Genomic DNA, 17,780 nt, shown 5'->3' with positions numbered 1-17,780 from the left:
GTCTCATGGCGCTGTCGTCAATGAATAGGGACGCTGGCGACGCTGACGCCAGACCAACCAGCACACCGCACCGGCAAGTCCGATCACCGCAACGCTCAGCAGACCGATGATCCAGCCGATACGGGAAACGCTGGACGCTGGCATCGCGACACCCAGAAATGAGCCCATCATCGGCTGCGGCAGCGTGTCCATTTCCTCGGGAATAGCAGAGACGACGGGCACCACCGAGACCTTGTCGTAGGAGAGGCCAGCAATACCATTGGCTACCAGCGTCTTGATCTGTGGAATCAGGGGGGCGATCTCAAGCGATGGAATGTAGCGCACGAAGACCGAGGCCGAAGACGGAGTACTGTTCTGCTGCAGCAAATCATTGTCCGGCAGCACAACATGAACCCGCGCCGAGAGTACGCCGTCGATCTGCGACACGGTGTGCGAGAGCTCCTGGCTCAACGCAAAGATCATCTGAGCGCGTTCCTGCACAGGAGACGACACCAGCCCGTTACCCTGGAAAATATCGCCCATATTGGCGAATTTCTGTTCCGGCAGCCCGGCACGATCGAGTATCTCTACCGCCTCGGCGAAGCGCTCCTCACTGACCGTGACGGTCATTTGGCCTTCGTCCTGTGCCTGACGTGCGGCAGGTATGCCGTTGCGGGCCAGCGTTGCCACGATGATATTCGCCTCGCGCTCGTCGAGGTTAGTGTAGAGATCGGTGTCGCAGGCCTGAAGCAGCAGCGCCATTACCAGAAACACCATGCCCCGCAGGGCGTTACGCCACCTGCGTTGTGACACTTGCTGCTTGCCGTCGAATTGTTTATTAAAGTGCAAGTGTCATTGGCCTTTTAGCAAGGTATTCGCCGACCCCGAAACCTGAGTGGCGCCGCGAACGATCATGGTGGTTTCGATGGAGTGATCAAAAACACGCCCCAGCGATTCGACGACTTGCGCCAGCTTGTCATCCCCCAAGGCGGGTGGCGTGTCGCCAGCGTCGGGCACGCTCTGGGGCATCACCTGAGCTAAACGATCAGGTGTTTGCACATCGGGAGTCTTAGCCTGCTGAGCGAAGTTATTGACTCGGTCAATAAAGCCATCAAGGTTGTTGAGCAGACTTGACCCCAGCTCACTGGGGCTGGCCCCCGATAAAGATGAACCGGCTTGCTGTGTCATATGTTCGAAAATATTCTGTGATGCCAACGTATCGGCGCTAACCTCTGGCATGGGTGTCGGAGTTAGCGCACCGCTGCCCGGTGGTGTCACGGGAGTCATCATTCACCTCGTCGGAATAGCCCGTCGCATAGAATGAGAAAGGCGCGAACACCGCGGTTGGGGTCGCGCCCTCGTCATTACTCGTCGGACTGTGCTTCCTTGAGAATATTGTTCATCATCGGCATCAGAATCATCTGCCCGCCGACCTTGACCATTCCCTCTACCATTGTTTCCTGCAGCTTCGCGTTATCGACGGCGTCGTCGAAAGCCTGGGAATCGGGGAGCGACTCTGTTGCCGGGTTACTACTGCTTACGGGATCGATAGCCATGGACTGCCTCCTGTGGGTTTCATCGCTTGCTCACTCACGAGCCAGGCGGCTGGGCCACACTGCCTCGAAAGACCTTAACTTCAGCGGGGATCGACGGCGCACTCGGCTGGCGCAACGCTTCGACCCGTTGGGCTATGTCCGCTATCCAGGCGGGTGGCCCCATCACTTCAAGACTGCCGTGCTCTGCATTAATCATTGCGCTCAACGGCTTGCCGACCTGTGCCTGGGTAATCTCCGCGCGCAGGCGTGGTACATCGACATCCGTGAGTTCAAACCTCCGGCGGCTCAGCTCCTGTCGGGCGGCGACATGCAGTACGTAGCCATCGTAAAACCATCCCAGGCCATTGGATTCGCAGACCTGTTCGAGGAACTCGCCAGCGGTGCTGGCGCGGATATCACCACGCACCTCGCCATCCACCGCGTCGCTGACCTCAACGGGCAGGGACAGGTTGCGACCAAACTCCTGCAACACATCACGCACGCTTTGCTCAATAACAATGTAGCGATATTCACGATCCGCCCAAGGCGCCTCGGCGGCCAGCGTGGGGCTGTCTGGCAAACAACAACCAAGCACCAGCATCACAAGATGGCCCAGCCAGGGGTGCTTCCACCTATCTGCCATCATCCTACCCACCCCCCGATGACAGTTGAGTGACCGGCAATCTGTCTTTTTGAGTTTTTGCCCTTCTGGGGTAAACACGCATCACGCTTCATCCATATCCCTGCTGCCCCAAGCCTGGTTTCTCCGGTACACTGATTTTCATTTCCTAACCCTCTGGACTGAGTCACGGATGAAGGAATTTTGTACGTTTTTGCCCAGCATGAGCCGACCTGCGTTCGTCGCCGGGCCAAGCCTGATACTGAGCCTGCTACTGTCAGCCTGCGCTGCGACGCCTGTCGAGATCGATGAAGGTCGCCTGCTAAACTTGGCCAAAGATGTCGATCAGCAAGGCGACCATGCGACCGCCGCCGCGATGTACGAGCGCGCCCTGGAGCAGAACGGCCCCTCCGCAGATATTCAGGTTCGCCTGGGCAATGCACTGCTTGCCAGTGGTGAGCCCCAGGCAGCCGCTGAGGCGTTTCGTGCCGCGCTTGCCGAAGACATCCACTTCGCGCCAGCATTACTCGGCCTCGGGACGGCCCAACTGCGCCTAGGTCAACCGGAAAGCGCCCTGCGCAACCTTTCCCTGGCGGCGCCCGAATTGGACAGCGTGGCAGCCTGGAGCCGTCTTGGCGCCGCCCAAGCGCTGGCCGGTCAGCCCGCCCGAGCGGCCAGTGCGTTTGCTAACGCCGTAGCGCTCGAGCCGCGTGATCTCGACGCTCAGGCCAACCTGGCGCTAGCCGAAGCGTTAGCCGGCGAAAATACCCAGGCCATCGCGAACATGCAGCGCATTACGGGCTCCCCGCTGGCAGAGGAACGCCATTTCCGCAACCTGATTCTTGTGCTGGTACTGGCCGGGCGTAGCGATGAGGCACAGCAAGTCGATATCCCCGACCTATCAGCGGCCAACCGCCTTTCCCTGATAGCCAGTGCCGAGCACATAGCAACGCTGCCCGATGCCGCCGCTCGCGCCCGGGCACTCGGGTTGGCATCAGCCTCTAACTAATACCGTCACAGATCACTGGTAGTGGCGTTGGTGCCCATGGCATTGCGCGCTTCCTGCTCCAATAGCGAACGACGCTGGTTGGCACGTTCGCGGCCGTTTAGATACTCATTCGCGGCATCTGCTACCGGCGCCCCCATGGCGGGCCCCATTGCTCTTCCCCTTACCAAATCTTGTGGCTCAACGATCATCTGCTGCAGATTGAAGTCGTTGGCGCAGCCGGGTGGCAGCCCGACTCGCTCTGCATCGTCAGGCCCAGCCTGGCAGAGACGCGGCATGATCGTTGCTTCATGGGGGGCGTTAGTCGCCGCGGCAGTCGTCACTTGACGGTACCCGGTATCCCAGCCCATCGGCCCCATCGAGGACTGGCAGCCGGCCAGCAGCAACGCCACCAAACAGAGCCCAAGGCGTGAAGCCGTACGCGTCCAATAGGTAAATAGCTGCGACATGCAAACGTTGCCTCTACTCATTGCAGATAGAATCCGAATGGGTCATCTTCGAGTTGGGGATTACGGCTGACCTGTGCCCGATCCAGCGGCATTCTGGGTACCGGCGCGGAGGATGGCGCCACCAGATAGGGGGTGATCAGGATGACCAGCTCGGTCTCGTTACGCTGAAAACGTCGTGATCGAAATAGATTGCCCAGAATCGGCATATCACCGAGGAGCGGGATTCGTTCGATCTGGTTGCTCGCCTGGCGTTGAAACAGGCCGGCGATAGCAAAGGTCTGCCCGCTACCCACCTCGACTACGGTATCGGCGCGCCGAACTTGAAGCGACGGAACGTCATAGCCACCAATACGGACACTATCGCTGGCAATGCTGCTGACTTCGGGGCGGACTTCCATCGAGATGCGGCCGTTAGGCAGTAGCGTTGGCGTGCTCAGCAGCGAGACACCGAACTGTTTGTACTCGATACCCACCAGTTCGCTGTTAACCGGTACCGGTATAGGAATCTCGCCGCCAGCAAGGAAGCTCGCCGTCTGCCCTGAGACGGTGGTGATGTTGGGTTCGGCGAGGATCTGCAGCAGATTGTTCTGCTGTAGCGCCTGGAGTAAACCGTCGATGCTATCGGTACCCCCACCGATAGGATTGGGGGCGATATTGCTGGTGAGCACACCGAAAGAGAACGAGCCGTTGTTGATCAGCGTATTCCAACTGACTCCATAGCTGAGCAGTTCATCCCGGGCGACTTCGGCGAAGCGCACCCGAATGTTGATCTGAGTGGCGCCGTCGTAAGTCGAGCGGTTGATGCTACCGCCGGCCGGCGCTTGGGCATCAAGGGTCGATTGCGTGGCCATGGCGCTCTCGACCGTGGGGCTGCTGCCCTCAGCCACCAGTTGGTTGCCAGCCATACGCAAGTGGATCTGGCTGTCACCGTCGATATCCCGTAGCGCCTGAGAAGCCAACGCATTATCGTCGCGAATCTGCAGCCGCAACGAGGCTTGGCTCTGCTCGTCGGCCCCCAGCGCAATCAAATTAGTGTCGCCGGCCTGTTTGCCGAAGAGATAGATGACGCCGGAAGAAACCACCTGCACATCGGCAACTTCAGGGTTAGCGACGAACACCGACGCAACGTCCTGGTCGAAGCGCAGGATACGCCCCTGCCCGGTCTCCAGCGTCATCGCACCTCCGGAAGCGTCCACGGAAACGTCAGCGCTGGCAGGAATTACCGCGAACCACAGCAGTAACGCCCATACCCAAAGCGTCGAATTCCGGAGAGCCTGAGGAGGATTTCTATCGACGGGTTTTATGCTGATCACGGTTATTCTTCATCCCTGTTGTAGCGATTTGCATGGGTGTTGAATCATCGACACACGGCGTCATTGTTTCGCAAGCGTGTTACAGCTTGGCGGTTGCCTCCGATTCCCGGCGTGGGATCGGTTTGGGCAGGCGTATCTGAGCGATTGCTTGCAGGCTGAACTCCGGTGCGATCTCTTGCCAGGCCATGACAGGCAGGTCGATATCGTGCTGTTTTAGCCACTGCTGTAGCGCCGCGCGCACGTCGCTGGCCGCCACCACCACTGGCTGAAGGTCGCTATCGAGCGCCTCAAGTTGCTGCTGGAACCAGCCGTTCAAGGCCCGCGAAAGCGGTGCCGGCATGCCGCTACGGACGGGCTGGTTCTCACTATTTCGCTGGGCGGTACGCAGGGCCTCTTCCAACGGTCGGGTCGCGATCCAGGCAGGCAGAACCCGATCGCTGCGGGCATGGCGGTGACTGATCTGCCGCGCCATGGCAAGGCGTATGCGGTCGCTCAGCCGAGCGCTGCTCGACTCTTGCGGCCCCCAGGCCACTATGGCTTCAAGAATAGTGCGCATGGCTCGAACCGGAACGCCCTCACTGACCAAGCGACGTAAAATCTCGGCGATTTTCTGTAGCGATACCACCCGAACGGCCTCGGTCACCAGCTCGGCATAGTGTGTTTCCATCTTGTAAAGCAGGGCACGCGCCTCTTGAATCCCCACGAACTCCCCGGCGTAACGCGTTAGCGTGCGCTCAAGACAGCGCTCCAGCACCTGATCCAGCGTGCGATAGCGAATCCCGGCTTCCGTCAGCGCTGAAGTCGCCTCATCAGGAAGCCATTGCCAACTGCCGCGGCCAACGAGCGCTGGTTGCGTGAAGGCGGTCAACTCAAGCAATTCCAAAACATCGGCATCGTCGTCGAGCAGTACTGAAGAGTCTGGTAGTTCACCGTTGAGCACCGGCACTTCATCCAGCTCAATGGCGAAGCGCTGGTCGCTGAGGGCGGGTTCCAGGCGTAGTCCGACCTGAGGAATGGCAATTCCCAGATCGCGTTCAACACCTTCGCGGGTGGCCTGAACGCTTTCACGTAGTAAGTCGAGTGATAACTTATCGACAAGCCCTGCAGCCAGGCAGAGCATCACGCGGTACTGGCGTGGATCGTCGGCGGCATTGGGCGGTGGTGCTTCGTTCATCGCCTCATTCACGGCGTTGATCTCCGCGGCTGGGGGCGCTGAGATGACTTCGGACTGCGCTGCTTGCTCCGTCTCGGCATCGGCCGTCTGGCGACGGCGATGCAGGAAAAAGGCAGCTAAGCCCAGCAGTGCTGACAACGTCAGAAAGACGGTCGATGGGAAGCCCGGCACGAAGGCCGCGCAGAACAGCACCGCCGACGTCAAACCAAGTGCCTTGGCGTTGCTGCCAAGCTGGCCGACAATCTCACTGCCCAAATCGCTGGCGTTATCGGAGCTAACGCGGGTCACCACGGTACCCGCGCCAACCGAAATCAGTAATGCAGGGATCAGTGCGATCAGGCCGTCGCCGACGGTCAACAGCGAATAGGTTTCCACCGCCGTGCCGAAGGGCATGTCGTGCTTGAGCATGCCGATCGACAGCCCACCGATAAGATTGACGAACAGAATCACCAAACCAGCAATGGCATCGCCCTTAACAAACTTCATCGCCCCATCCATGGCACCGTAGAGCTGGCTCTCGCTCTCCAGCAGCGAGCGTCTGCGACGGGCTTCAGCGGGTTCGATGTCGCCGTTTCTCATGTCGTTGTCGATGCTCATCTGCTTGCCGGGCATGGCATCAAGAGTAAAACGCGCCGCCACTTCCGCTACGCGCTCCGAGCCCTTGGTAATCACCAGAAACTGGGCCACCGTAATGATCAGGAAGACCACCATGCCGATGACCACTTCGCCGGCGATAACGAAATTGCCAAAGGCGGAAACGATCTGGCCAGCGTCACCCTCTAGTAGAATCAGTCGGGTAGTAGAGATCGACAGCGCCAACCGGAACAGTGTGGCAAGCAGAATGATCGGCGGCAGCGAGGAGAATTCCACCGGATGCGAGATATAGAACGCCACCACTAGAATCAGAAGGCTGAAACCGATATTGATACCAATCAGGGTGTCGACCATTGCCGTCGGCAGCGGGATGATCATCATCACTACTGCAAGCACCATGAAAACGGCGATGATCACGTCACTGCGCTGGGACGCCTGACGAGCCAGGGTATTGAGACGGCCGAGGAGCTTATTCATGTAACGGGCTCTCCCTGCCGGGATTCCGGGTGACGCCGCCGCTCGAGATACTCTCGCCATAGGCGACGAGCGGTATCACGTTCGCCGTTAATCCAGTGGGCGCGGCTGCGCAAGAGTTGCATGGCGTTATCCTGTTGACCGGCGGCCTCGAGCCGGTCGAGCACATTGAGCGCACGCTGACCGTTGCCGCTGGCAAGGAACCCCTGGCACAGCGCCTGCAGCACGCCGGTGTGATTCGGTGCCATGCGTGTCGCGATAAGCAGCAATACCAATCCGCGCTGTACCTGACCACTTTTGAGATAGAGGTGTCCCATCAAATGCAGTAGGTCGACGGCATCGCGATCAGCGGTATCGCTCATGGCACGCTCTCCTGATCGGCGATGTTGTCCAGCGGCAGCGCGCTTGCTTCACTCATCCGCCCTTCCCATGCCTGGCGCCAATCAATCTCTTCACCGATCACCTCCTTCGCCAACGCCATGATCTCATCATCGGCGTCCAGCGAAGGTAGAACGTTGTCAGCTACGTGTTGGAGCAGCTCGATGCTGCGAAGGTTAGCGTAGCTGGCAGGATCAATGGCCTCCGGGCGTGCGAGTGCTTCGAGGCGCTCAGTCCACGCCGGGCGGTTTGAGCCACGTTGCCGGGCTTCGCTGGCAGCGTGTGTGAACGTATCGTCCTGCTGCGGCGGTTTCTCAACGACGCTAGGCTTGACGGGATCAATGCCAGCGACGTGATAACGATCCCTTGGAACAAGACGATCAGTGATCTTCATAGCGATATACGCCGGATTATAGTGTCAGGGCGAACTGGTCATCGCCACGGCTCAACAGCACTCGATCCGTTTCGATAGCGGAAATAACCCAGCCAGACGACAGCGACGCGCCTGGATAGAGGCGCTGTCCACGAGCGTCGATCACGTACGGGTTCTTGCCTAACCATACGGCCTGCAACTGCAGGTCGGGTCGAACCGGGGCCTCGCGCTGTTTGACTTCATTCAGCAATACATTATGGCTGCCGTAATGTTGGTCGAACCAACGCTGTGTGGCATTCCAAGCGCCCACCTGGTCGGGGTCGTAGTGACCGGAGACGCTGATATAGTCGCCACTGTCGGCAACCTCCAGCGATGCAAGCCCGGCTTCCTCCAGGCGCTCACGCAGTGCTTGAACCGGGCTCGGGCGAACCTCATCCATCACTGGGGGAGTACTCTGAGCAGTGTCCATCATGTGCTGCTCATCGAGCATTGCCGTGACTGGATGATAGCCAATGTTGGCGTCGGCTTGATTGACATCGATGAACTCATAGAAAGCCAGTACTCCCAGCGTTACGACTAGTGCGGCAAGCGTGGCACTGCGATTTAGCCACTTACGCCAACGCACAGGAACTGTCGGCAGCCCAGGGAATATGGCAGGCGCTGGGGGGCGTGAAAGCTCGAGTGCCACGTCGTTGAAATGGAGCTTCGCTGGCAATTCACAGCGCAAACCAGTGCCTTGGCTGACACTACGACCATTAACGGTGATGTCGCCACCAAGCGCCTCAATAGCGATATAACGACCATAGAATCTCAACACAATATGGTGTGGTGCAGTGCCCGGATCGCCGAGCATGACATCAGTAGAATCGTCGCTACCGATACAGCAGACCGGCTCAGTGAGCGTAATGGAGGCACCACGATGCAAGCCTGCGATAACCTTGAGCGTCGTAACGGCTTCGCGTACCGACGCTGAAGCTGAGGTGAATAAAGTCATATACTTAACTCGCCGTGTCGTACGAAGCTTGGAGGGGCTCTTCCGTCGAATGTCTCGATACAGGGGCATTCATCCGGGCGAGGTTTTGAAATCTCTACCGTCCAGGAATGCGTGGACAGGAAACGACAACAAGGCCGCGAGCGGCTGACGCCGCCCGCGACTTCCGAGCATCAGTTTTGCGGACGCTGCTTGGTAGCGTCGAGCTCGGTTTTCTTCTCTGTCGTGACTTTGGTGATTTCTGCGGACTTCTCGATCGCCTGATCGAACACTGCTTTCATGTCGGCGATTGCGGAATCAGCACCGCCACCCGCATTGTCTACTGAGGGAGTATCGGCCATTTTACTGCTCCTTAATCCAGAGAGATGTCGTTCGAATGATGCGCCTATGACGCCAAAGCTGAAGCCGTTCGATCGTTCTTTCGACGTTGTTTCGTAAGGAGGAAGACGATCCAACATTAAGCAGATTGCGGGTATTAAGTGACGAGGCGATGTCAGTAAAATGAAAGTTGAATGATTTGCCTTATTGTCTTGTGGCGAATACAACGCCGATTGGGCAGTCAATTTGGCCGCGTTTACCCCAAAAATAGGTGCTCTCGCCAACCGCCCTCGACCAGCGCGGGGCTTAAACTCATAAGCCCTATCAGCAACCAGCGCTGATTCATTGGGCTTTTGCTTCTTCAGATATCTCCTCGATTTCACTCTTTACGACATCAATCAGCTCCTGCATACCAAAGGGTTCTAGCAGCTCACCGTTGACAAAAAAGGTTGGCGTCTGGCGAATCTGATTCGTTTTGACGTCTGCCATGTCTTGGTCAATCACCGCTTGCACCTCAGCTGAGTTGAGTTGCTCCTCAGCGGCAGCTCGGTCAAGACCGGCTTGGCTGGCAATCTCCAAGATAGCTGATTCATCGAAACGGCCATGAGATGCCCATTGATCCTGACGAGAGAGCAGAGCTTCGAGTACCGGTTCGAATACGTCCTGGTGTCGAGCGACTTCCAGCACGCGTATGGCCGTATCAGAAACCTCACCGTGGAAAGGTGTGTAGCGCACGATTAGCTGCACTTGCTCAGGATAGGTTTCCAGAATACTTTTGGTGAGAGGATAGAAAGCACGGCAGGCTTCGCAGGCCGGGTCGAAAAATTCCACAATGGTTATAGGTGCCTCTTGCGGCCCCAGGATCGGTGAGTGTGAACGCACCAAGGAGCTCTCGGCCTGTCCAGCATCCTCACTCGCCGCCTCAGCTTGCATGTCCAATAGTGCAGGTTTCAATACCACCACGATGGCAGCTGTCAGCATCAACGTACCCGCAAGCATAAAAGTCGCTTTTTTGAACATTTTTCTCTCTCGATTTCAGTGATTATTTGGCAAATTAGGCCAAGATTTGATTGCACAAACCAAGCTAAATGACTGCCTATGTATACCAGCGTGAGCGTGTATTACTCATGCCCATAGAGGTTGGCATCCTGATGTGCGTGATCAATATGCTCAAACTCTAAGCTGGAATGGACAATGTTGAAGCGCATTTTTAACTGCTCTTTGATCTCTGTCTTAATTGCCTCAAGCTGCTGCCAGCCTGCTTCCGTAATGACCACGTGGCAGTCAAGGGCGGCCATGTTTTCCTGCATCTGCCATAGGTGCACATGATGAATATCGTGGACACTTTCGACACCACGCACGGCTTCAATGACGAGTTGACCGTTAATATCTGGGGGAGAGCCCAGCATCAGTGTGCGGATAGGCCCCCCAATCTCCGAAAAGGCGAGGTAAAGGATATACAGCGCAATACCTATCGTAATCGCAGGGTCTACCCAGCGCATGTCGTAGAGCAGAATTAATGAACCGCCGATAATCACAGCGATGGAGGCGAACGCATCAGACAGGTTATGCAGAAAAAGGGCGCGAATATTGACGCTACCTTTTTGCATTGACCAAGTAAGCATGGCGGTGAGGGCATCGACAACAAGAGCGACGCCACCGATGATAACGACCAACCAACCCTGGATCTCTGGCGGTTCAATCATGCGCATGGCGCCTTCGTAAATCAGATAGAGGCCAACGAGAATGAGCGTAGTGTAGTTAATCAGTGCTGCCACTATCTCGATTCGGCCATAGCCGAAGGTCATTTGCGCATCGGCGGGCCGTCTTGCGATCTTGCGCGCAGCAAAGGCAATAACAAGCGCTGCCATATCAGAAAAATTATGCAGCGCATCAGCGATCAGCGAGAGGCTTCCCGCCATAATACCGCCGACGATCTGGGCGATGGTTAATAAGCCATTTGCCCAAATGGAAATACTGACACGTCGGTCGCCAGAGGCAGGATCAATGTGGGGATGATCATGATGATGTCCCATATATAAACCTCGTTAAGTTTTTTCATTCCCGGTACTATAAAACCTCTAGTAACTAAAGCTTCAACCCCTGAATGTCGTCCGTTGGCACTCGCCCCGGGAGGGCAAAGCCTACCCTGGCGATGGCCGATACGCGCTTGTCATTACGGGAGTGACCTTTCCCCCAAAATTTCCAGAATTCTTTATCGTCCACTTCGCGATTGCTCTATAGTCGAGGAACGCTAACCGGATTATCCCTTGTCTATGACCGTTGACCTGCAAGCCCTTTACCCCAAACTGATTCACCTGATGCTGGACACCGTCTTCGTGGTCGATAAAGACAACCAGATCGTCTTCGTGAGTGATGCCTGTGAGTCGCTGCTCGGTTACCTTCCTCAAGAGTTGATCGGCACTCTAATCACGAACTACATGCACCCTGGCGATTTAGCCGCAACGCGGGACTCCATTGTTCGTGTGATGAGCGGTAAGCCCCATATTGATTACCGCAACCGCTATATCCGCAAAGACGGCGGTATCGTGCATATCCTGTGGTCTGCCCGCTGGTACGAAGCAGAGGAAGTGCGGGTCGGTGTAGCGCGCAACGTCACAGCGCTTATGCAGGCCGAGGAAGAGTTACGCTACCTCGCCCACCATGATCCACTGACAAAGTTGACCAACCGAGCGCTCTTCTATGACCGCCTTACCTTGGGCCTGAGCATGGCCCATCGCTATCAGAACAACCTGGCATTGCTATTTCTGGATATTAACGACTTCAAAAGCATCAACGATATTCATGGACATGCGGCGGGTGACCGGGTGCTCTGCACGGTAGCAAGACGATTGGAAGGCTGTGTACGCGAGACGGACACGGTGGCCCGCATGGGCGGTGATGAATTCACGGTGCTGTTAACGGACATCAAGTCAGCGCACGCTGTGACAGAAAAGGTGGAACAGATTCTCACGGTCATGAACGAGCCGCTAGGTGCTGAATTCGGCGAGGTCAAAATGCCATCCTGCAGCATCGGCGTGGCCTGCTACCCCGCCGACGGGGAAGACGCCGATACCCTGCTGAGCCGTGCTGACAGTCATATGTATCAGATCAAAAGGCGCAGCCGTTAGCGGGTGATGAGCCTCAGACCGTCCAGTTTCTTTGGTATGCGTTAGCTTGATCAAACAATCAGTGATCTTATCGTTCTTGTAGCAAAGCTTTGCTTAGTATCGGTAGCATCTCTTACTGACACTTAATAATAACCAACAGGAAAGCCGAATTGGACTTCCCCCAGTTCAGTGGACACGCATCGATAACTCCGCAGGAGGAGAAATACGATGCCGGAGATGATCACGGGGAAGAAAACTCAGCAGTACAGCACTGAGTTCAAGGTCAAAGCGGTGGAGTGGAGTCACCAGGCCCACCGGAGTGTGAAAAGCGTCGCCGAAGCGCTGGATATTCACCCTTTCATGCTGTCACGCTGGCGTAAGGAATACCGAGAGGGAAAGTTCGCCATGAAACGGGTAAAGAAAGCGCCAGCAGACGCCAAGAAGAAGATCCAGGAACAGGATGAGGTTGCCCGCCTGAAACGCCGGATATCGGAGCTTCAGGAGGAAAACGACATTCTAAAAAAGTTTCAACGTTTTCAGGCCGAGGAACGACGGAAGCGTTCCGGTTCATCTGGAAACACCGACGAGACTACAGTGTAAAAGCGCTGTGCAGACATCTGAAGGTGTCGCGATCTGGATACTATGCCTGGGCCAACCGGGAGCTCAGCAAGAGAGCCACTGACAAGGCAGACTTGTTGTTGAAGATCAGGAAGATCTACGACAACAGTAAAGGCCGTTATGGTAGTCCTCGCGTTTACCAGACGCTGCGCCGAGAAGGCCTGGTGGTCGGAGAGAATCGGGTCGCGAAAATTATGCGGGAGTGGGGCATGAAGGCCCGCTCTGCTCGTGTGTACCGCCGATTGAGGAAGCTCAGGAATGATCTGAAAGCCCTGCCAAATTATCGACTTGAGGCAGCGAGACCGACTGCGGAAAACCAGCAGTGGAGCAGTGACGTCACGTATATCAAGCTTGGCAAGAAGTACGTGTTCCTGGCGGTAGTGTTGGACCTGTACTCTCGCCGCATTATCAGTTGGCGCTTGGGGGCGAGTCTGAGAGCAAACTTTGCCAGAGCAACGTTGCGGGAGGCCTTCACAAGCCGTAAACCGGATTCTGGTCTGTTGTTCCATACGGATCGCGGCATCGAATACCGAGCTCATAAGACACAAGCGCTGCTGAAGCAGTACCAAGTAAAACACAGCATGAACCGACCTGGTCAGTGTACCGACAATGCCGAGGTTGAATCGTTCTTCAAGACCCTCAAGGGAGAATTGCTGCACGCCACCAGCTTCGTGACGATGCGCCAATTACGGAAACATATAAAAGCCTATATTGAGGGCTTTTATAATACCCAACGGCTGCACAGTGGCCTTGGTTACCGGACTCCGCTAGAGTTCGAAGGAATCAACTGATGGGGCGTGTCCATTTTATTGGGGGAAGTCCAAATACTGACACGCTTTCCTACAACGGTTTGCTGCGCCACCTTACGGTGACGAACACGCTAGCGCGTTCTTCTACTCAGTCATGTACTTTATGTATCCCGACATAAAAAAACGGCCCCCTTTCGCAAGGATAAAGGGGGCCGCCCATCATCTTTCAAATATCAGGCAAAAATAAAGCCTTCTGCCAAGTGTTTTATCTGCATTTCATCAGAGAAAGCAAAGTGGGTCATGACATCGCCATGATCTACCGTTGATTCTTCAAGCATATCCGACCAGTACTCAAAACCATTGGCATCCGGGGCTCTATCAAAGGCATTCGCGTATAGCATCGTGAGGTAATCGTCATCACTGAGGCTATTGCCGTGGTTGCTGACAAACTCTTCCGACTCAAGGAAGAATTCGGCAATATCGAACACACTCACCCCTTCCTTGCGTACATCGGACCAGTAATCAAGTCCTGAGGCATCTGCCTTTCGATCAAATGCCACTTCATACAACGCATGAAGAATCGATATTTCAACCGTATCATGGATCTCGGCTAGCTCAACAGAGACTGTCGCTGTGTTTGCGGCACCATGGGTATCTTCAATCGAGTATTCAAAGATATCTCTGAAACGCTCCTTATCGTCAGAAGGTTCAAATGCTGCTCGCTGATCATAAAGGAAATCACCGTTTTCCTGCACGGTCACGGTAGCGCCAGATGTCAGCACCATGGCAGTATCGAAAACAACCGCCTGCCCGCCAATGCCCGTAATTGAAATAACGTCGTTGTCAGCATCTTTATCGATACCATTTCCGTTATCCTCAAACAGGTTGCCACTTAGTAACCAGCCGAAACGCTCTGAGAACTCGTCGTTATTCGCAACAGGTGCACGGTTCAACTCCTCATCCGGCAATTCGTCCGGATCGATATCGGGCGTTGGCTCGGGCGTCGGCACTGGTTCCTCAGAGGTTTCCGGTGCGCGGAAGCCAATGGCACCAGGGTCAACAATAATTCCGTTAGCGACACCATCTGAATCAAACTCGCCGCCATCTTCAATCACAAAATCAAAGCGTATTTTATTACCTTCTCTTGTCAGGCTACCACCAAAGTCAGCGCTGGCCAGATTCACCCAATCTCCATCGGCATCCTGCTTCCAATAGCCGTTGACATCGAGATCACCACCAACAAACAAGGAAAACACACTCGACCCGCCAACCGTTTCCACATCGGATTCAAACGCGATTAAACCAAACGGCATATTGAGGTCGTCCGGTCGGTCATCTGGTGCATCAAGCTGGCGAACATTACGCAGCGCTAGCGTACCGGCACCGCTCCCAGAGGTTCCGCTGCCATTTGACGATAGCGTAATAAAAGCCTCAGCTGCATCGCCAGGGTTGGAAACAGCCGTAGACGTGGATAAAAACGGTACAGAACTAATGTTGCTTTGCTCAGCATCAGGAATGCCATCGCCATTGCCATCACCAGTGCTATTGCCGTCCAGCGAAGGTACGCGCGCTTCATCCGCATCTGGAACACCGTCTTCATCTTGCTCGAGTTTAGCGCTAATAGGTGAAGTCGTTGCCGACGCTATAAACTCTTCGGTGCCCTGCTGATCAGTGTAGCTGGCACGCACGCTAATTTCGCTACCAACATCCTCTTGGGTAAGGGTATAGGTTTCGTCAGTAGCACCGAGGATCTCAGTGCCATCACGCAGCCACTGGTAGCTGATCGCGCCCAGGCCATCTTCATCGGCCAAGGTATGGCTGGCTGTAAGGGTCTGGTCTTCAGCAGCATCGCCGCTGATGGTGACACTGCCGGTGGGAACGCCGTTGACATTGGCCACGGCCGCCGTAGCTGAAGAGACGACCGCTTCTGCGGTGCCCTGCTGATCGGTATAGCTAGCCCGCACGCTAATCTTGCTGCCTACATCGGCTTGGGTCAGGGTGTAGGTGTTGCTAACAGCATTATCAATAACACTGCCATCACGTAGCCATTGGTAGCTGATCGTGCTCAGGCCATCTTCATCGGCTAGGGTACTACTTGCAGTCAACGTCTGGTTTTCCTCGACGGTGCCAGCAATCATTACGCTGCCGGTAGGTGCATCGTTCACATTCGTCACAACATTTGTGACGCTAGAGGTCACTGACTCCTCCTTCCCACGCTGATCAGTATACGACGCCTGCACACTGACCTTCGCCCCCACATCCTCCTGGGACAGGGTATAAGTCTCCCCAGTTACACCATCAATAGCCTTGCCATCACGCAGCCATTGGTAGCTGATAATGCCCAAACCATCTTGATCGGCCAGGGTACTGCTCGCGGTAAGTGTTTGACCTTCCTCGGCGGAGCCACTGATAGTGACACTGCCGGTAGGCGCTTTATTGGGTTCTGTTATCGTGATGCTTACGCTATCACTGGCGGTGGAAAAGGCAGCCTCCACATTTCCGGCATCGATGGTGGCCACGCCAGCATCACCATTGCTGTGCCCCCCGGTTCCATCCCAGGCTCTAAAGCTGATAGCACCATTAAGCGTACCGCTGTAACTGGCATCGGGTTTGAAATACAGGCGGGTATCGTCGTTAGCAGCCAAGAGCAGTGCGGAAGCGTCAGAAACCGCTCCGGTGAGTTCAGCCCACGTTTGTCCACCGTCAGTCGTGTAATAAAGCGCCCCGTTTTCATTAACGCCGGTAACGGCCAGGCCGGGTGCATCACCTTCGGCATCGCTGTAGTTGCCGATACCGGTTGAATTAATAATATTGCTGAGCAACGTTGAGCCATCCAAGGAACCCGCCTCCGGCGCGCCCTGGTTTTGCAGCACACTCACTAGTTCAGGTGCTTTGCTGGCATCCAATACCGGCGCGTCGTTGACCGACTTAACGGTAACAGTGGAAGAGACATTTAAACCTGTGGTGGTATCTTGACCGCTGTTTTCGGTACCACCATTGTCTTTAACGCCTGTAATGGTGACTATGCGGTCGCCTGCAACGGGGTTGTCACTCAGGTGGGCGTAAAAAAGGTTATCCGCGTAACTATTCCAAACATTGGCAATGTCAGAGCTGTCGATGACGACTGTTGCCACTTTTTGGTCATCCACGGCAACCGCATAGCTGAAGTTCAACTCGCTAGTATTAACAGTACCGTTTTGACCATTGACCAATGGCATCACAATGGCACTGTCCGCCCCCGTTCTAATAGCTAAGACTTCATCGCTGGTGCCTGACACATTGCTCACCGTGAGAGTGACCTGGGTAACCTCTTGCCCGGTTTCAATAGTGTCAAACGTATTATTACCAAAGAGCATGGCTAAATTCGCCCAATCAATCTGAGCGTTATCCAATTCAGTAAACATTGGATTTAGACCGCTGCCAGTGTAAGTGGGCGCATCATTAACATCGGTAATATCAAGATTAACAGTCACGTTTTCAGCCAGTGACCCACCGTTCACATCTTCTGCACTAATGGTGAACGTAGCGGCATTATCGCCACTAGCGTTTTCAGCACCGGTGTATTGAATAGCAGAAATGGTATCTAAATACGCATTGATATCTGCGGTACTGCCCGACAAAGTTAATGCGCCCGTGCCAGAGCCCACGACGGTCACACTACCGCTACTGGAAGCGGCTAAAGTACCGGCAGAAGCAGTTAAGGTCACGGTTAGGCTATCGCCATCAGCATCCGCAAACGTCACAGAAGACAAGTCAACATTGGAAGCCGTGTGCTCGGTTACTGTGGTATCTGAAGGCGCGCCAGCAACGGTGGGGGCGTCGTTAACTGCGGTAATATCGAGGTTAACGGCTGTCGTACTGGAATCAACCGTGCCGTCATTCGCCTTAAGACTTAACGTAGCAGCATTATCACCACTGGCGTTTTCGGCACCGGTGTATTGAATAGCAGAAATGGTATCTAGATACGCATTGGTATCTGCGGTACTGCCCGACAAAGTTAATGCGCCCGTGCCAGAGCCCACGACGGTCACACTACCGCTACTGGAAGCGGCTAAAGTACCGGCAGAAGCAGTTAAGGTCACGGTTAGGCTATCGCCATC

Annotated in this window: 17 protein-coding genes; 3 read left to right on the top strand and 14 right to left on the bottom strand. The window is 55.4% G+C overall.

The annotated features are described in order from the left end of the window. Positions 1–3 precede the first annotated feature (3 nt). The 4 genes from sctJ to ACW17M_RS14350 all read right to left on the bottom strand — a co-directional run bounded on the left by sctJ (position 4) and on the right by ACW17M_RS14350 (position 2,157). Positions 4–828, bottom strand: a complete 825-nt coding sequence (gene sctJ / locus ACW17M_RS14365; protein WP_081742567.1) for a type III secretion system inner membrane ring lipoprotein SctJ — start codon at positions 826–828, stop codon at positions 4–6. 3 nt (positions 829–831) lie between these two features. Beyond that, on the bottom strand, positions 832–1,266 hold the full coding sequence (locus tag ACW17M_RS14360; RefSeq protein ID WP_035537909.1) for a hypothetical protein: 435 nt from the start codon (positions 1,264–1,266) through the stop codon (positions 832–834). Between the two features lie 77 nt (positions 1,267–1,343). After that, entirely contained in the window at positions 1,344–1,535 is a 192-nt protein-coding gene (locus ACW17M_RS14355; protein ID WP_035537911.1) for a hypothetical protein, read from the bottom strand. Positions 1,536–1,569: 34 nt separating this feature from the next. Further along, positions 1,570–2,157 carry a hypothetical protein gene (locus ACW17M_RS14350; protein WP_342584213.1) on the bottom strand — a complete coding sequence of 196 codons (588 nt, stop codon included), beginning with the start codon at positions 2,155–2,157 and terminating at the stop codon, positions 1,570–1,572. A gap of 169 nt (positions 2,158–2,326) precedes the next feature. Here ACW17M_RS14350 and ACW17M_RS14345 point away from each other — a divergent pair, with 169 nt between their 5' ends. After that, positions 2,327–3,142: a tetratricopeptide repeat protein gene (locus tag ACW17M_RS14345; RefSeq protein WP_052475705.1), complete on the top strand. Its 816-nt coding sequence runs from the start codon at positions 2,327–2,329 to the stop codon at positions 3,140–3,142. A gap of 5 nt (positions 3,143–3,147) precedes the next feature. Here the strand turns inward: ACW17M_RS14345 and ACW17M_RS14340 are convergent, their stop codons facing one another. From ACW17M_RS14340 to ACW17M_RS14300, 9 genes are all read right to left on the bottom strand, one after another. After that, positions 3,148–3,588, bottom strand: a complete 441-nt coding sequence (locus ACW17M_RS14340; RefSeq protein ID WP_051051799.1) for a hypothetical protein — start codon at positions 3,586–3,588, stop codon at positions 3,148–3,150. Between the two features lie 17 nt (positions 3,589–3,605). Then, positions 3,606–4,901, bottom strand: coding sequence for a type II and III secretion system protein family protein (locus ACW17M_RS14335; protein WP_052475706.1), 1,296 nt, complete (start codon positions 4,899–4,901; stop codon positions 3,606–3,608). A gap of 79 nt (positions 4,902–4,980) precedes the next feature. Continuing rightward, on the bottom strand, positions 4,981–7,146 hold the full coding sequence (sctV, locus tag ACW17M_RS14330) for a type III secretion system export apparatus subunit SctV (RefSeq protein ID WP_041159092.1): 2,166 nt from the start codon (positions 7,144–7,146) through the stop codon (positions 4,981–4,983). Then, positions 7,143–7,505, bottom strand: a complete 363-nt coding sequence (gene sctY, locus ACW17M_RS14325; RefSeq protein ID WP_052475707.1) for a type III secretion apparatus assembly chaperone SctY — start codon at positions 7,503–7,505, stop codon at positions 7,143–7,145. Before sctY ends, sctV begins: the two co-directional genes overlap by 4 nt. Continuing rightward, positions 7,502–7,915: a hypothetical protein gene (locus ACW17M_RS14320; protein WP_027958386.1), complete on the bottom strand. Its 414-nt coding sequence runs from the start codon at positions 7,913–7,915 to the stop codon at positions 7,502–7,504. The genes sctY and ACW17M_RS14320 overlap by 4 nt, the downstream gene beginning before the upstream one ends. A gap of 16 nt (positions 7,916–7,931) precedes the next feature. Beyond that, positions 7,932–8,888: a SctD/MshK family protein gene (locus ACW17M_RS14315; protein ID WP_457547680.1), complete on the bottom strand. Its 957-nt coding sequence runs from the start codon at positions 8,886–8,888 to the stop codon at positions 7,932–7,934. 170 nt (positions 8,889–9,058) lie between these two features. Beyond that, on the bottom strand, positions 9,059–9,226 hold the full coding sequence (locus ACW17M_RS14310) for a hypothetical protein (protein ID WP_162836275.1): 168 nt from the start codon (positions 9,224–9,226) through the stop codon (positions 9,059–9,061). Positions 9,227–9,545: 319 nt separating this feature from the next. Then, positions 9,546–10,223 carry a DsbA family protein gene (locus ACW17M_RS14305; RefSeq protein ID WP_022521391.1) on the bottom strand — a complete coding sequence of 226 codons (678 nt, stop codon included), beginning with the start codon at positions 10,221–10,223 and terminating at the stop codon, positions 9,546–9,548. Between the two features lie 101 nt (positions 10,224–10,324). Further along, positions 10,325–11,239: a cation diffusion facilitator family transporter gene (locus ACW17M_RS14300; RefSeq protein WP_457547679.1), complete on the bottom strand. Its 915-nt coding sequence runs from the start codon at positions 11,237–11,239 to the stop codon at positions 10,325–10,327. 240 nt (positions 11,240–11,479) lie between these two features. On the opposite strand from ACW17M_RS14300, the gene ACW17M_RS14295 reads away from it, so the two are divergent. Together ACW17M_RS14295 and ACW17M_RS14290 are read left to right on the top strand one after the other, a co-directional pair. Beyond that, positions 11,480–12,334, top strand: coding sequence for a diguanylate cyclase domain-containing protein (locus tag ACW17M_RS14295; protein ID WP_457547734.1), 855 nt, complete (start codon positions 11,480–11,482; stop codon positions 12,332–12,334). Positions 12,335–12,541: 207 nt separating this feature from the next. Next, positions 12,542–13,722, top strand: a protein-coding gene (locus ACW17M_RS14290; RefSeq protein WP_457547678.1) for an IS3 family transposase whose coding sequence is annotated in 2 segments (ribosomal slippage) — positions 12,542–12,866 and positions 12,866–13,722 — 1,182 coding nt in all. Because the reading frame shifts where the segments join, the coding sequence is not laid out codon by codon here. A 191-nt stretch (positions 13,723–13,913) separates the two neighbouring features. On the opposite strand, the gene ACW17M_RS14285 is transcribed toward ACW17M_RS14290, so the two are convergent. Next, the coding region (locus ACW17M_RS14285; protein ID WP_457547677.1) for a DUF4214 domain-containing protein at positions 13,914–17,780 on the bottom strand (3,867 nt) is incomplete at its 5' end.

It is taken from the genome of Vreelandella sp. 2A-K22, assembly GCF_054065485.1.
This window is presented reverse-complemented; position numbering and strand designations above follow the sequence as displayed.

Bases quoted from the DNA above. Each gene is read 5' to 3' on its own strand.
- ACW17M_RS14360 (WP_035537909.1), bottom strand. From the start codon at position 1,266: ATGACTCCCGTGACACCACCGGGCAGCGGTGCGCTAACTCCGACACCC.
- ACW17M_RS14355 (WP_035537911.1), bottom strand. From the start codon at position 1,535: ATGGCTATCGATCCCGTAAGCAGTAGTAACCCGGCAACAGAGTCGCTC.
- ACW17M_RS14350 (WP_342584213.1), bottom strand. From the start codon at position 2,157: ATGGCAGATAGGTGGAAGCACCCCTGGCTGGGCCATCTTGTGATGCTG.
- ACW17M_RS14345 (WP_052475705.1), top strand. From the start codon at position 2,327: ATGAAGGAATTTTGTACGTTTTTGCCCAGCATGAGCCGACCTGCGTTC.
- ACW17M_RS14340 (WP_051051799.1), bottom strand. From the start codon at position 3,588: ATGTCGCAGCTATTTACCTATTGGACGCGTACGGCTTCACGCCTTGGG.
- sctV (WP_041159092.1), bottom strand. From the start codon at position 7,146: ATGAATAAGCTCCTCGGCCGTCTCAATACCCTGGCTCGTCAGGCGTCC.
- sctY (WP_052475707.1), bottom strand. From the start codon at position 7,505: ATGAGCGATACCGCTGATCGCGATGCCGTCGACCTACTGCATTTGATG.
- ACW17M_RS14320 (WP_027958386.1), bottom strand. From the start codon at position 7,915: ATGAAGATCACTGATCGTCTTGTTCCAAGGGATCGTTATCACGTCGCT.
- ACW17M_RS14315 (WP_457547680.1), bottom strand. From the start codon at position 8,888: ATGACTTTATTCACCTCAGCTTCAGCGTCGGTACGCGAAGCCGTTACG.
- ACW17M_RS14310 (WP_162836275.1), bottom strand. From the start codon at position 9,226: ATGGCCGATACTCCCTCAGTAGACAATGCGGGTGGCGGTGCTGATTCC.
- ACW17M_RS14305 (WP_022521391.1), bottom strand. From the start codon at position 10,223: ATGTTCAAAAAAGCGACTTTTATGCTTGCGGGTACGTTGATGCTGACA.
- ACW17M_RS14300 (WP_457547679.1), bottom strand. From the start codon at position 11,239: ATGGGACATCATCATGATCATCCCCACATTGATCCTGCCTCTGGCGAC.
- ACW17M_RS14295 (WP_457547734.1), top strand. From the start codon at position 11,480: ATGACCGTTGACCTGCAAGCCCTTTACCCCAAACTGATTCACCTGATG.